Annotated in this window: 13 protein-coding genes; all 13 read right to left on the bottom strand. The window is 39.2% G+C overall.

Annotation, left to right across the window (positions count from 1 at the left end; all coding sequences use genetic code 11):
• Positions 1-24: 24 nt before the first annotated feature.
• Positions 25-666, bottom strand: coding sequence for a thiamine diphosphokinase (locus BKP57_RS20085; protein ID WP_050352693.1), 642 nt, complete (start codon positions 664-666; stop codon positions 25-27).
• The gene (rpe, locus tag BKP57_RS20080) at positions 667-1,329 is read right to left on the bottom strand and encodes a ribulose-phosphate 3-epimerase (protein WP_050352692.1); all 663 of its coding nucleotides are present in this window, start codon (positions 1,327-1,329) and stop codon (positions 667-669) included.
• Position 1,330: 1 nt separating this feature from the next.
• Positions 1,331-2,209, bottom strand: coding sequence for a ribosome small subunit-dependent GTPase A (gene rsgA, locus BKP57_RS20075; RefSeq protein ID WP_050352691.1), 879 nt, complete (start codon positions 2,207-2,209; stop codon positions 1,331-1,333).
• Positions 2,210-4,228 carry a Stk1 family PASTA domain-containing Ser/Thr kinase gene (gene pknB / locus BKP57_RS20070; RefSeq protein ID WP_249664609.1) on the bottom strand — a complete coding sequence of 673 codons (2,019 nt, stop codon included), beginning with the start codon at positions 4,226-4,228 and terminating at the stop codon, positions 2,210-2,212.
• A complete protein-coding gene (locus BKP57_RS20065) occupies positions 4,228-4,989 on the bottom strand; it encodes a Stp1/IreP family PP2C-type Ser/Thr phosphatase (protein ID WP_050352689.1) in 762 nt (253 codons plus the stop codon). The genes pknB and BKP57_RS20065 overlap by 1 nt, the downstream gene beginning before the upstream one ends.
• A 124-nt stretch (positions 4,990-5,113) precedes the next feature.
• Positions 5,114-6,466, bottom strand: a complete 1,353-nt coding sequence (rsmB, locus tag BKP57_RS20060; RefSeq protein ID WP_072742235.1) for a 16S rRNA (cytosine(967)-C(5))-methyltransferase RsmB — start codon at positions 6,464-6,466, stop codon at positions 5,114-5,116.
• A gap of 5 nt (positions 6,467-6,471) precedes the next feature.
• Positions 6,472-7,413 (bottom strand): methionyl-tRNA formyltransferase, encoded by a 942-nt coding sequence (gene fmt / locus BKP57_RS20055; protein WP_072742234.1) that lies wholly within the window; start codon positions 7,411-7,413, stop codon positions 6,472-6,474.
• A 21-nt stretch (positions 7,414-7,434) separates the two neighbouring features.
• Positions 7,435-9,843 (bottom strand): primosomal protein N', encoded by a 2,409-nt coding sequence (priA, locus tag BKP57_RS20050; protein WP_050352686.1) that lies wholly within the window; start codon positions 9,841-9,843, stop codon positions 7,435-7,437.
• A complete protein-coding gene (coaBC, locus tag BKP57_RS20045; RefSeq protein WP_050352685.1) occupies positions 9,840-11,054 on the bottom strand; it encodes a bifunctional phosphopantothenoylcysteine decarboxylase/phosphopantothenate--cysteine ligase CoaBC in 1,215 nt (404 codons plus the stop codon). Before coaBC ends, priA begins: the two co-directional genes overlap by 4 nt.
• A 296-nt stretch (positions 11,055-11,350) precedes the next feature.
• On the bottom strand, positions 11,351-11,566 hold the full coding sequence (rpoZ, locus tag BKP57_RS20040) for a DNA-directed RNA polymerase subunit omega (RefSeq protein WP_128743481.1): 216 nt from the start codon (positions 11,564-11,566) through the stop codon (positions 11,351-11,353).
• Positions 11,563-12,180 (bottom strand): guanylate kinase, encoded by a 618-nt coding sequence (gmk, locus tag BKP57_RS20035; RefSeq protein ID WP_050352683.1) that lies wholly within the window; start codon positions 12,178-12,180, stop codon positions 11,563-11,565. Before gmk ends, rpoZ begins: the two co-directional genes overlap by 4 nt.
• An 11-nt stretch (positions 12,181-12,191) precedes the next feature.
• Positions 12,192-12,455, bottom strand: coding sequence for an extracellular matrix/biofilm regulator RemA (gene remA, locus BKP57_RS20030; RefSeq protein ID WP_050352682.1), 264 nt, complete (start codon positions 12,453-12,455; stop codon positions 12,192-12,194).
• Positions 12,456-13,247: 792 nt separating this feature from the next.
• Positions 13,248-14,132: a YicC/YloC family endoribonuclease gene (locus tag BKP57_RS20025; RefSeq protein ID WP_050352681.1), complete on the bottom strand. Its 885-nt coding sequence runs from the start codon at positions 14,130-14,132 to the stop codon at positions 13,248-13,250.
• Between the last annotated feature and the right edge of the window lie 201 nt (positions 14,133-14,333).

Here is a 14,333-nt window from a genome sequence, read left to right as displayed (position 1 = left end):
TTGCAAACAAAACTAACTAGAAATCTAATCACGACTCTTTACTAATAATAATATGCCGTCTTTGTACGAAAAAGTACCACTATTTCTATTAAGCTTGTTTGAAATACATAATGTAGAACCCCATGAAATAGTTGCGTTTGTTAACGGATAATAAAAATCAGTCAATGTAATCCCTAACACCTGTTTGGAAAAAGGCACAAACGATATGGTTGGGTAATTGGCATCAAATTCAACCGTATACTCTCCAGGAAAAGTTAATTCCAAATAATTCGATTGATCAATAATAATCCCCCGAATCCCTTTCGATAAAATCGTGTAAAGCAACTGTACATTTACGAGCTCGTGATCCATGCGCCCACCCGTTACACCAAATAAATAGATGGTCGTCGGATGGAGCTCGTAAGCTTTATTTAAAGCAAGTTCTAAGTCGGTCTCATCTTTTTCAGAAGGGTACACTTGAACATTTGTTGCTATATCACGAATAACAGTTTTCTCAGCTTCCGTCGTCGAATCAAAATCACCAACTGCATATTCGATCGGCAAATCATGCTTTGCTAAGACGCATGCACCACGGTCCGCTCCAATCCAATAATCGACAACTTCACGATAAACGGTCAAGTCGGGGTGGTTTTCCGGTGCATTTCCAATAATGGCTACTGTTGTCACCTATTTTGACTCCTTTACAGCATGTAAGATGTCTTTCATTGCCTGCTTCCGATCTTCTTTCGCAAAGACAGCGCTCCCTGCTACGAGAACATCCGCACCAGCATCTGTGCATAATTTGGCAGTTTTGGAGTTAATCCCTCCATCGACTTCGATTTCAAATGAAAAACCGAAGTCCTGACGCCATTTATTTACTAATTTTATTTTTCCTAAGGTGCTTTCAATAAACGATTGACCACCAAATCCTGGATTAACCGTCATGATTAAAATCATATCGATATCCGGTAAAATAGGGAGTAACGTTTCGGCAGGGGTGGCAGGGTTAATGACTACTCCTGCTTTCATTCCATGTTCTTTAATCGACTGTATCGTACGGTGTAGGTGAGGACAAACTTCCTGATGAACCGTGATAATATCTGCTCCTGCCTGAGCAAACGATGCTATATAGTGATCCGGATTCTCGATCATAAGATGTACATCCAATGGAAGCTTTGTCACAGGTCGAATCGCTTCAACGATAGGTGGTCCTAAAGTGATATTTGGCACAAAATGCCCATCCATTACATCAACGTGAATATAGTCTGCCCCATAACGATCAACTTCCTGAATTTCTTCTCCTAAACGAGAAAAATCTGCTGCTAAAATTGATGGCGCTAATTTTGTCATATTAATACCTCGGCTTTCTCAATTTAATTTCTTCATAAAAACGTACATAATGTTCATAACGATAATCAGCTATCTCTCCATTTTCTACTGCTTGCTTAATGGCACATTTAGGCTCTTTTATGTGCGTGCATCCACGAAATTTACAATTTGCTGTTCGTTGCTTTATTTCTGGGAAACAATCGGCAAGTTCGGATACAGTGAGATCTTGAAATTCCAAAGAACTAAAACCAGGTGTATCTGCAACAAGACCTCCAAACATAGGAAGTAATTCTACATGTCTGGTTGTGTGTCTTCCCCGCCCAAGACTAGCAGATATTTCTCCAGTTTTTAGAGCAAGAGTTGGGTCTATAGCATTTAATAATGTTGTCTTCCCTACCCCTGATTGCCCAGCGATGACGGTAATTTTATCTTTTAGATACCGTTTTAACATGGATAAATGATCTGTATGTTTAACTGATAATAACTCTACATCGTAACCAATTTTTTGATAGTCTCGTTGATAGCTTTCAAACCGGTCTCTATCCTGTTCAGCTATGTCCATTTTTGTAAAAAAGATAACCGGCTGGATCAACTTGGATTCTACTAAGACGAGAAAACGATCAAGCAGTGTCGTATTAAAATTAGGCTCCACTGCAGAAGTTACAATGATTGCTTGATCAATATTTGCAATTGGTGGTCGAACTAGTTCGTTTTCTCTTTCATGAATTTCCAAAATATAGCCTTCTTTTTCACCACTAACGTCAAAGGTAACCATATCCCCAACTAGAGGAGTAATGTTTTTTTTACGAAATACTCCTCTTCCTTTACATTGGTAAACCTCTCCATTAGATTCAACATAGTAAAAGCCACTTAATGCTTTAATAATTCTCCCTTTTGCCATCTATTCACCATCCTCATAAGCCACTACCTTATTCGATATTACTTCCTCATCACGTTTAATAATATATTCCGCCTCACTGTCAGGAGCAATAGTAAGTGAAAAAGTGACCTCGGTATCTTCTGTAATTTTTTCCTCCATATAAACTTCAGATAAATCATTATTCATATCTTGAATATATACTTTTACCGTTTGTTCTGGGCGACCCTCCTCTTCATTTGCTTGCTTATTTGGTTTATACGGAACCGTATAAGCCACTTCATGTGTTACAGGAGGCTTTTCTTTTGGTCCAGAAGATACAACGACGGTTACGGTAGCACCTTCTTGAAGTTCTGTATTTGATTCTGGATCTTGACGAATCACTTCTCCTTCAGGTGTTGTATCTGAATGTTCGGTAGTCTTGTCCATCTTCAAACCGTTGCTATTTAAGTATTCTTCAGCTTCAGCCTCTGTCATACCTTTTAAGTTATTTAAACTAACTGTCTTTGGACCGCTGCTGACGCGAAAAATTACCTTTGTCTCACTAGGGACGACTTCCGTATCTGGACTCGGCTGAATCTGTTCAATAATTTCTCCAATAGGCTTATCTGAATTTACTTCATATGGATCTAAGACTTCGTATCCATCTTCTTTTAATAGGCGTTCTACTTGCGAAAAATCTTTTCCTACATAGTCACTAAAAGTAGCAGTCTCTTTCCCTTTACTAACCTTTAATTTAATCGTAGCCCCTTCTTTCACCGTACTACCAGCATTCGGATCTGTTTCCACTACATAGCCTTCTTCCACATCATCAGAAAAAACCTCTTCTTGTTTGACTAGTAGGTTCATTTTTTCCAGCTTCGTTATCGCTTCGCTATCTCTCATCCCTGTAACATCAGGAACAGTAACATCTTTTGGCTGAAATATGTCGGTAAAAAAGAACACGCCAAGAAACCCAGCTATAAGTAAGAGCAGCAGACCGATAATGATGATTCTTTTTTTCTTTTTGCCTTTTTTCTTTTTTGGGCGTTGTTTTTTTCCTTTTTTAACAGGCGGTTGTTCATCCTTTTTTCTTTCTGGGGCTTTAAAAGATTTGGTCGTACTAGATGTATGAACAATCGTTTCATCATTAGCAGAAATTTTTGCTTCATCCGTAATAATTGGAATTGCTTTTGTTTCATCCCCATCTTCCACTGGGATCATAAATGCCGCTTCATTTTGTTTACTTGGATCAAGTGCAGTTTCTAATGCATTTTGCATTTCGTCAACCGTTTCATAGCGGTGAAATGGATCTTTTGCTGTTGCCTTTAAGACGATATTTTCCACACTTTGTGGGATAGTTGAATTGAATTCTCGTACAGAAGGAGTCTTATTTTGTAAATGTTTTAAAGCAATGGATACAGCAGATTGTCCAGAAAAAGGAAGCTGCCCAGTTAATAGCTCATATAAAACAATACCAAGAGAATAAATATCTGATTTTTTTGTAGCCATCCCTCCCCTTGCTTGCTCTGGCGATAAATAATGAACAGATCCGAGGATTGAATTCGTTTGTGTTAACGAAGTTGCGCTTAAAGCGACAGCAATACCAAAGTCCGTTACCTTAACTTGCCCATTTGTATCTACAAGAATATTTTGTGGTTTTATGTCACGATGTACGATATCGTTTGCATGGGCATGTGCAATCGCTCCCGTGATTTGCTGCATGATTTCTAATGCCTCCGCAACGTCAAGGGGGCCTTTGTTCTGTATGTATTCTTTTAAAGTCATGCCTTTTACATATTCCATGACCATATAAAGTAAATGATCCTCTTCACCTACATCATAAATGTTAACGATATGTGGATGATTTAAACTGGTAGCGGCGTGTGCTTCACGATCAAAACGTGCAATAAATTCCTGGTCATTTGCGTACTCTAAACGTAAACTTTTAAGGGCTACATCTCTTTCTAAGATCGTATCTCTGGCTAAATACACATTTGCCATCCCGCCGCCGCCAATTGTTTCTTTAATCAGATAGCGGTCATTAATCAGATGCCCTTTCATCACAATGGTTCACCTGCTCTCTCTTCAGGTTTGTCATGTTGAATTAATACAAGTGAAATATTATCCTCACCGCCGCGCTCATTTGCTAATTGGACCATTTTTTGCCCGACTTGGTATAGATCAGTATCTGAACACACAATTGTATAAATTTCTTCATCTGACAATTTGTCGGTCAAGCCATCTGTACATAGTAACAGCAAATCATTCTGCTCAAGACTTAAAGTCCGAACATCACAGGTTACGGTTTCTTCTGTCCCTAGAGCTTTTAAGACGACATTTTTTCGCGGATGATAAGTCGCTTCTTCTTTAGAGATTTGTCCTGATTGAATAAGGGCATTTACGAAAGAGTGGTCTTCCGTTATTTGTTTCATCGTCTCATTTGTGATCATATAAGCTCGACTATCGCCGATATGTGCAATTGTTAAAGTTTCCTCAAGGATGATAGCAATAACGATCGTTGTTCCCATTCCATAACATGCTTCATGTTCGTGGGCATACTGAAAGATGGCTGTATTTGCTTCAAGCACAGCAGCTTGCACCCATGTTTCTGCAACATCAGGCGAGGGGACCTGCTCCGTTTGCTCCCACTTCTTCTGAAGCAACTTAGTAGCCATTTGACTGGCTACATCACCAGCCTGATGCCCCCCCATTCCATCAGCAATAATAGCTAAAACTTGGCCTCCCGAATTATAAAACACACCACCAGAGTCCTCATTATGGCTGCGAACTTGACCTCGATCTGTTAGAAAATGAGCCTTCATTGTTTAACTCCTTTATCCTTTGAGTTTTAAAGCGTGTCACTGACCACTTAAAAATCATTTATCCGTTTCGCTGGTTATTTATCATTTACAGTATTACACAATATGGTCAAGAAAAGAAGTAGATCTATTCATTTTTTAACTTTAGTCGTGTTATAAAGAACCCGTCTGTTTGAAATGTCTGCGGAAAGATTTGCAAACCTTCCTTACTTATTCCCTCAGAATCATGCAAGGGCTTAGGTAAAGCAGTAAAAAATGTTTGGTCAACTTCAAAGGAAGGATGTTTTTCACAAAAGGCACGAATAACCTGTTCATTTTCTTGTTGGTCAACCGTACATGTACTGTATACTAATCGACCGTCTTGTTTTAATAATGGAGCAACCGTTTCGAGTATCTCCTGTTGTATAGACGCTAAGCGTTCGATATCCTCTTCTCGTTTGTGATATTTTATTTCTGGTTTGCCTCTAATAACTCCTAATCCAGAACAAGGGGCGTCAATTAAAATTCGATCAAAAGTAGCATCTTTGTATTTTTCACGCAACTTACGAGCATCTCCTGTTGATGGGTGGATAATCGATAAATCAAGTTCGTCTGCCTTTGCCTGGATAAGTTTCACTTTTTTAGCATGAAGATCGTATGCATCAATCCGACCTTGGTTCTCCATTTTTTCCGCTATATGTGTTGCTTTTCCGCCGGGTGCACTGCAAGCATCAAGCACAGACATGCCAGGTTTTAATTGTAGTAATTCAGCAACTAGCATGGAAGATTGATCTTGAATCGTCACCATTCCTTCCTGAAACCATTTGCTTTTCAACACATTTCCCTCTTCAATAACAATTCCCTGTGGCGAGAAAAAGGAAGGGTGTACTTTAAAACCACTCTCTTCCATCTGCCTGATTGCCTCTCCCCTGCTTATTTTTAAAGGCTGGATGCGAACAGATAACGGTTTGTGTTTCGTATTTGCAAGACACATCGCTTCGGTTGTCTCTTTCCCATATTGGTTCATCCAGCGTTCCACTAACCATTGCGGGTGGCTTGTTGCAATGGATATTCTTGTTGTGTCATCGCTTATCGCAGATATAGAAGGAACTCCTTTTCGTTGTATGGCACGTAAAACACCATTTACAAATGAGGCAATCCCTTTATGCCCACGAGATTTGGCAATTTCCACCGCTTCATGGATAATCGCATGGTCTGGGATACGGTCTAAAAATACCATCTGATAAATGGACATTCGCAACAAAACTCTAACCCATAAATCGAGATTTGTTTTCCCTTTTAAAAATGGTTTTAAATAGTAATCCAACGTTAATTGCTGCTGTACTGTACCATACACGATTTCCGTAAACAAACCCTCATCCTTGGAACGAATGCCTCCAGCCTGTAGTTCCTGATTGACGAGCAGATGACTATATCCTTGATCCTTTTCAATACGTATTAATGTATCTAACGCTTTGCTTCGTACCGTTTGCTTGTTCATATTGTTTACTCACCCATTATTTGACCAATTTGGATTTGATTTGGATTCCCTTGCAAATAGTCCTTTACTGTCATTCGTTTTTTCCCCGCTGGTTGTATTTCAGTTACCCGAAAGCCTTTTTTATCGCCACAAACAATAATGAAAGAGCTGTTATCTGGTTTATCAACGACTTCTCCAGATTTTCCATCATAAACTTTATCTATTGGCTCCCCCCACCATATTTTCATCGGTTTCCCTTGAAATATCGTATAAGCGACCGGCCAAGGGTGTAATCCCCGCACATGGTTATACACCACCCGACTCGGTTGATTCCAATCAATTTCTTCTTGCTCCCGCTTAATATTATGAGCGAAACTGGCTTGCTCGTGTTCTTGTTCGATTGGCTGCAATTCATTAGCAAAAAGCTTAGGAAGGGTTTCTTCTAATAACTGTGAACCCGCTTCAGCCAATTTGTCGTGTAAGCTGCCTACGTGATCATTTTCTTCAATCATTACTTTTTGATGCGTCAGCATAGCTCCTGCATCTAACTTTTCTACCATATACATAATCGTCACGCCCGTTTCCGTTTTGCCTTGCATAATGGCATAATGTATCGGTGCACCACCTCGTAATTCTGGAAGAAGTGAAGCATGCACATTGATACATCCATACGGGGGTGCAGTTAACAATTTGTTAGGTAGCAGTTGGCCGTAAGCGGCGGTTACGATTAAATCGGGCTCATATGCCAGTATCGCTTCATGGTCATCCTTTAGCTTTTCAGGTTGAAACACAGGGATATCGTGCTTTATGGCTTCCTGCTTGACTGGAGGCGGAGTAACCAATCGCTTTCTCCCTTTTGGCCGATCTGGCTGAGTAACAACAAGTACAACGTCATAAGGGGAAGCTACTAATGTTTTTAAAATCGGGACAGCAAAATCTGGCGTACCCATAAATACAATTCGTTTCATCTGACTACCTACTTTCTATAATTACATTAAATGATAAGGTTGCATATCAATGGAAATAAGCAAACCATCTTTGCGAATCTGCTCTGAAAAATGCTCCATTATCTTCCGAAGTTCATCTTGTAAATGCGGTTCATTTCTGTATTTTATCATGCATTGATAACGATATCTATTCTTTATACGCGGAATGGGCGACGGCGTTGGTCCTAATAAGATAGTTTGTTTATGGACGACTTTGGATAGCATTTGTACCATTTGTTGTGTGGATTGAATCGCCTTAACTTGGTTTGTATGTGTAACGGTGATTAATGCTAAAAAGAAATAAGGAGGATAGTGGAACGTTTTGCGCATTAGCATTTCCTTTTGATAAAAACTTGTGTAATCGTACGTACTAGCCAGCTGAATACTATAATGATCAGGAGTATATGTTTGTACGACTACTTTTCCATTTAGTTCATGTCGGCCAGCCCGTCCACTCACCTGCGTCAATATTTGAAACGTTTTTTCTGCTGAACGAAAATCTGGTAAGTGTAACATCGAATCTGCCGTTAACACACCTACCAAAGTAACATTTTCAAAATCAAGACCTTTTGCTATCATCTGTGTTCCTAGTAAAATATCGGCTTGCTTCGTTGCAAATTGGTGCAATAGTTTCTCATGCGACCCTTTTCTTCTTGTCGTATCTACATCCATTCGAATAACCCGAGCCTCAGGTATCAACTTTACCAATGCTTCCTCGACTCTTTGTGTGCCTGTCCCAAAATAGCGAATGGTATCACTGCCGCACTCTGGGCAATGTATCGGCATCGGTTCTTCGTATGAGCAGTAATGACATTTTAATGCATGACTATTTTTATGAAACGTCAATGCAATATCACAATGCGGGCACTCTTTGACATGACCACAATCCCGACACATAACAAACGTAGAATATCCTCTGCGATTCAATAATAGTACGATTTGTTCTCCCTTTTGCAAACACGCTTCTATTTCCGCTTTTAATGTTCTGGAAAACATCGTCCGATTTCCAGCATGTAACTCCTTGCGCATATCCACAATTTCTACTGGTGGCAGTTCTTTATTGTTCGTTCGCTTATCCAGTGTTGTTAATTGATAGACTCCCTTACTTGCTCTAGCATACGATTCCAGCATGGGAGTTGCGCTACCTAAAATCACAGGACACTTGTGGTGTTGCCCACGTTGAATAGCTACATCTCTTGCATGGTAACGTGGCTGATCTTCTTGCTTATAGGTTGATTCATGCTCTTCATCAATAATAATAACTCCTAAATTTTCGAATGGGGCAAAGATAGCAGATCTTGCCCCCACAACCACTTGTACCTCTTTACGTTGTACACGTCGCCATTCATCATATTTTTCACCTGCGGACAAAGCACTGTGCATGACAGCTACATTAGAACCAAATCTTCCTTTAAATCGTTTAACCATCTGCGGTGTTAACGATATTTCTGGTACAAGGACAATTGCCTCGGCGCCTTTTTCAATAACCGCTTGAATAACTTGTAAATATATTTCCGTTTTTCCGCTTCCAGTAATACCATGAAGCAAAAAAACAGCATGCCTTTCATTTTCAATTGTTTCTTTCATTGGCTTGATTGCTTCGGCTTGTTGTCCTGTTAAATTCAAAGCTTCTGTTTTCGGAAAGTCGCTATGTGCATAAGGATCACGGTAAACCTCTTGTTGGAAACTTTCCAGCAATCCTTTTTTTTGCAGCTCCCTCAACGTGTTATCGCTCGTTTTTAGTTGCTTTAGTAACGCTTGCTTCTCCACCGGCTGCGGATGTTGCAAAAAAAACTGGAGAAGCTGCTTTTGTTTTTTTGCTTGTTTGGATAAATCCAACACCGCTTCTTCTAGCTGATGTATTTCTTTAGCCGGCCGAATGATCGTTTGATATTTTTTAGTGATGCGTGATTGAACTACATATTCGATTGCTACGTCTTTAGCTTGTACCGCTTCAGATAGTCGAATATAACGAATTCCTGAAGCAATAAAATCTTCATATGGAACAATATCTCTACCTGCAAACAACAATTCTAGTTCCTCAGACAAGCGTGCTTCTGAAAGACGTACAATTTCCTTCTTATAAGTTGCTTTTAATACTTGTGGTAACATTGCTTGAAAGGTTGTTATTTGTAAGCTGATCGTTTCACGTGCAAGCCATTTTCCAATTTCCAATAGTTCTTTTGTCAATACAGGTTGGAAATCAAGCACATCATGAAGAGGCTTTAACTTGGAAAATTCGGATGCTGTTGTCTTTTCTACAACAAACCCCATGACTTTCCTCGGGCCAAATGGTACAATAACACGAGCTCCAGCAACGACAATATCTGAAAACTTTTCTGGAATAAGATAGTCAAACGTTTGGTCGATGGAACTAGCAGGAACATCGACAATTACTTTTGCTATATTCACGATCGTTGAGCCTCCACATCCTCATGAATGAGTTGGAGAATTTGTCTGGCAATCTCTTGTTTTGTGTTTAAACCAAGCGTTTCTGTCTTCCCTCGTTTATTCAGATAAGTTACTGCATTTGTATCTCCGGCAAACCCTGCACCATCAGCAGAAATATCATTAATTACAATGGCATCGAGGTTCTTTCTTTCAAGCTTTTTACGTCCATTCTCAATCGGTCTCTCTGTTTCAGCAGCAAATCCTACAAGAAATTGCTGAGCTTTTTGCTCACCTAAAGCTTGTAATATATCTCTTGTTCGTTCCATATGAATTTGTAAAGGACCAGCTTGTTTTTTCATTTTTTGTTCATAAGTAACGGCGGGACGATAATCTGCAACAGCGGCAGCTTTAATGATAATATCACTTGCACCAAAGTGCTCGAGCATGGATTCATACATTTCCTCTGCCGTCGTAACATCAATTTTCGTTATCTGAGCATGCTGTATTTGCACTTGGCTTGGTCCGGCAACTAATGTGACAGAAGCTCCTGCATTAGCAGCGACTTCCGCTAGTGCAAATCCCATTTTCCCAGAAGACCGATTGGTAAAATAACGGACTGGATCTATTTTTTCTTGCGTAGGACCAGCAGAAACGAGCACGTGCTTTCCTGTTAAAAATAAGTTTTCTTTTTGTTGTTGGTGTGCTTCTATTGTTTCGATGATCGTTGCTGGTTCTTCTAACCGGCCTTTGCCTACATAACCACAAGCTAAATAACCAGCACCAGGTTCAATAAAATGATAGCCCCAATCAACTAATGTTTGCATGTTTTTTATGACAGCAGGGTGTGCGTACATATGCACATTCATAGCAGGTGCAATGTATACCGCAGCTTGTGTAGCAAGTAATATGGTTGATAACATATCATCAGCAATTCCATTAGCAAGTTTACCAATAATATTAGCAGTTGCTGGGGCAAGGATAACAATATCCGCCCAATCAGCTACATCAATATGAGCAATTTTTGTTGGATCTTTTTCATCAAATGTATCGGTAAATACAGGGTTACGAGATAGAGCTTGAAATGTTAAAGGTGCAACAAACTTCGTCGCATTATCTGTCATAACCACTTTTACGTTTGCTCCTTTTTGCGTCAACTTACTAGCAAGACTACAAGCCTTGTAAGCCGCTATACCTCCAGATACACCCAGAACTATATTTTTGGAATGAACCACGGATGCTCTCTCCTTTCTTTGACGTACACAGAGTGGAAAATTTTACTCATCACACATTTATAAAGCTATCTAAAATATTCATTTCGATTCTCTTGATAGCACTAACACAGTTTTCCTTTTTTGAGCGTGGAAGGAAGACTTACATCACTTACATGCAGGATAAAAATTCCCCTGCATTTTTATAGGAAGAACGTTCTTTGCCAGACATATGCAGAAAATCCCTCGCAACTAAATTCGCGAGGGAGTCCATTTTCAGTATGATAACCGGATTACGCATCCCTAAGATAACGGAGCCTTTAGGATGGGCTATTTCCTACCTCTTCTTCAAGAAACAACTTTCCTGCCTGAATTTCTTCCAGCGCCATGCCAACGTATTGATGGGATTTTGGATTATCAATTAACACTTTCTTCGTTTCACTAATTTGTCTAGCCCGTCTAGCAGCCAACGTAACAAGTGTATATTTTGAGTTGATTTTACTTAGCAGTGAATCAATCGATGGATCTAGCATTATAATTCATCCTCCAATAATTGTTTATATTGTTTCGCAATACGCTCACGTTTTAAGTGCTCACTTTGAATAATAGCTTGAATCTTTTTCACAGCCAGATTAACATCATCGTTTACAACGACATAATCGTATGCGTCCATCATTTCGATTTCTTTTCTAGCTTCTTTTAGTCTGTTTAAAACGAGTTCTTGCGATTCTGTTCCACGGTGAATAATTCTGTTTTTCAGTTCTTCTAAACTAGGTGGGAACAAAAAGATAAACACACCCTCAGGAAAATTTTCTCTAACTTGTAAAGCACCTTGTACTTCGATTTCAAGAAATACATCGTGACCTAATTCAAGCATTTCTTCTACATATTCTCGCGGTGTACCATAATAATTATTAACATATTTCGCATATTCTAACAGTTGATTTTCTTGAATAAGTGCTTCAAAAGCTTCTTTGGATTTGTAAAAATAATCCACTCCTTCTCGTTCTCCGGGCCGTTTTTCACGGGTTGTCATCGAGATGGAATACTTCAAATCCGTATCTTGATTGAAAAGTGCCTTACGTACAGTTCCTTTTCCAACTCCGGAAGGCCCCGAAAGAATAAAAAGAATACCTTTTTCTTCGATCAAATTATTTCCTCCTAATTATCGTCCGTTATTTCTTCGTGACTTAATACGCGTTGACCTACTGTTTCAGGCTGAACTGCAGACAACACTACATGATCACTGTCCGTAATAATAACTGCTCTTGTTCGTCTGCCGTAAGTTGCATCTACTAACTTGTTGTTATCCCGAGCAACAGTAATAATTCGTTTGATTGGAGCTGATTCAGGCGAAACAATTGATATTACTCGATTCGCTGAAACAACATTCCCAAAACCAATATTAATTAAACGTAAACTCAATATAAACCCTCCGTATAATTCTATCTCTCTCTAGATTTAATCCGCCTCTTATAGCTCCGTAACACTTCTAACTTCTATTGTTTTAGCGGATATAAAGAAGTGAAGTGGATGATACCAGCAAGGAAATACCTGATTGATTCAGGGTGACGGACGTCGGCTTCAAAGGCGTTGCCCGAGGACCAGTAAAAACTGCGATAGTTATGCAATGTTCTTTTCGCGGAAAATGAACTACAACTGTAACGCATTTTTATAAATTTCTGTGATACTAGCCTTTGTTCTACCTTTTGGAACTAGGAGATCAAATAAAATTTACTCAGTAGGAGCTTTCTCCCGTTCTCCTACGAGATGTTAGCAGCACGCAAGGTTATGACCCTTAGTGTCCCCCTGACGGATCAGACAATTAGGGCTATTTTTCTACTTAGACCCTTTTTTATCAACTCAAGCACCTTGCAGCGGGAGACTTCGGGCACTTTACATGCGGGATAAAGGTAAATTTCCCACTGAGTGGAAATTTACTTCATATACGATTAGATGTCCATTCACGGGATCATTGGGGAGCCAATATATATATAAATAATTCCTGTATAAAAACGATTATAATTTAGTAGTATTCCCCAATATCTAATCAAGATGCAAGTATTTTCATTCATGCGCTTTTAAATTTATCTTATACATGTAGATGCTATAGTCAATGATATGAAATATTTTTAAGCATTTGTCACTGCAATTTGTACGGACATGTTTACAACCTTTATTGACATTATACGTAAAAAGGGGGCGAAAACACAACTATTATTCCACGTTTTGCACCTGTTCTTTTATTTTTTCAATTTCACTTTTGATATTTATTGTATATTCACTTGTAACCGTGTCTACTGATTTTGAACCGATTGTATTTGCTTCGCGAAGCAATTCCTGCGCGATAAATTCTAATTTTCGTCCAATCGTTCCGCTTAACGATAATGTTTGTTTCATCTGCGTCAGATGACTGTTCATGCGAGTTATCTCTTCTGTAATATCGCCTTTGTCAGCTAATAAAACAATTTCCTGATATAATCTTGCCGGATCCTTTAGCGGTTCTTCATTAAAATGCTCTGCAACTCGGCGTTGAATTCGTTCACGATATGTTGTCAACGCTATAGCCTGTCGTGCACTTATTTTTTCTACACATTGCTGCAGTTTATGTATACGAACTTGCAAATCCTTTGATAGGGATGTACCTTCCTGTTCTCTCATCTCTGATGCTTGTTGACAAGCATCACTTACAGCATCCTTCAATATGGTAGTCCATGCATCAGTTAATTCGTTTTCTATCTCAGATACAGAAAACACATCGGGGAAGCCGGTGATAACTGTTATTGGCAATTCCCCAGCAAGCTGATAACGTTCCTTCATCTCTTGTAATTGAGACATATACTGTTCTACTAAGTCCCAGTTTGTTTCAACTGTTTTTTGCATGAGCGCTTCTCCATGAATTTGAATATATAGTTCCACTCTCCCCCTTTGAAAGTAAATTTGCAGCATTTTTTTAAGGTTTTCTTCCAGGAATCCGAATTGGTTTGGTAGTTTCATACTAATGTCAAGATAACGGTGATTTACGGTTTTAACCTCAACCGTCAAAAGCAACTGGTTTGTGGCCACCTTTGCGCTTCCATATCCTGTCATACTTATTGCCATATAATCACTCCATCTATATGTATTATACGCTGTATTCCATTTTATTGAAAAGAGATACGAATTACTATCGTACTTTAAAATGGAACATTGTTCAAAAGTGACGATTCTATCAGGTATTTAAATGAGCTCCTAATGGGGTCCGCATTTCGAACCCACGTCACTTTCCGCTCATCAACAACAAGTCTCATCGGACTTTTGTCC

Origin of the sequence: Virgibacillus sp. 6R (assembly GCF_001895305.1) — a bacterium.
Lineage (GTDB): Bacteria > Bacillota > Bacilli > Bacillales > Amphibacillaceae > Virgibacillus > Virgibacillus pantothenticus.
This window is presented reverse-complemented; position numbering and strand designations above follow the sequence as displayed.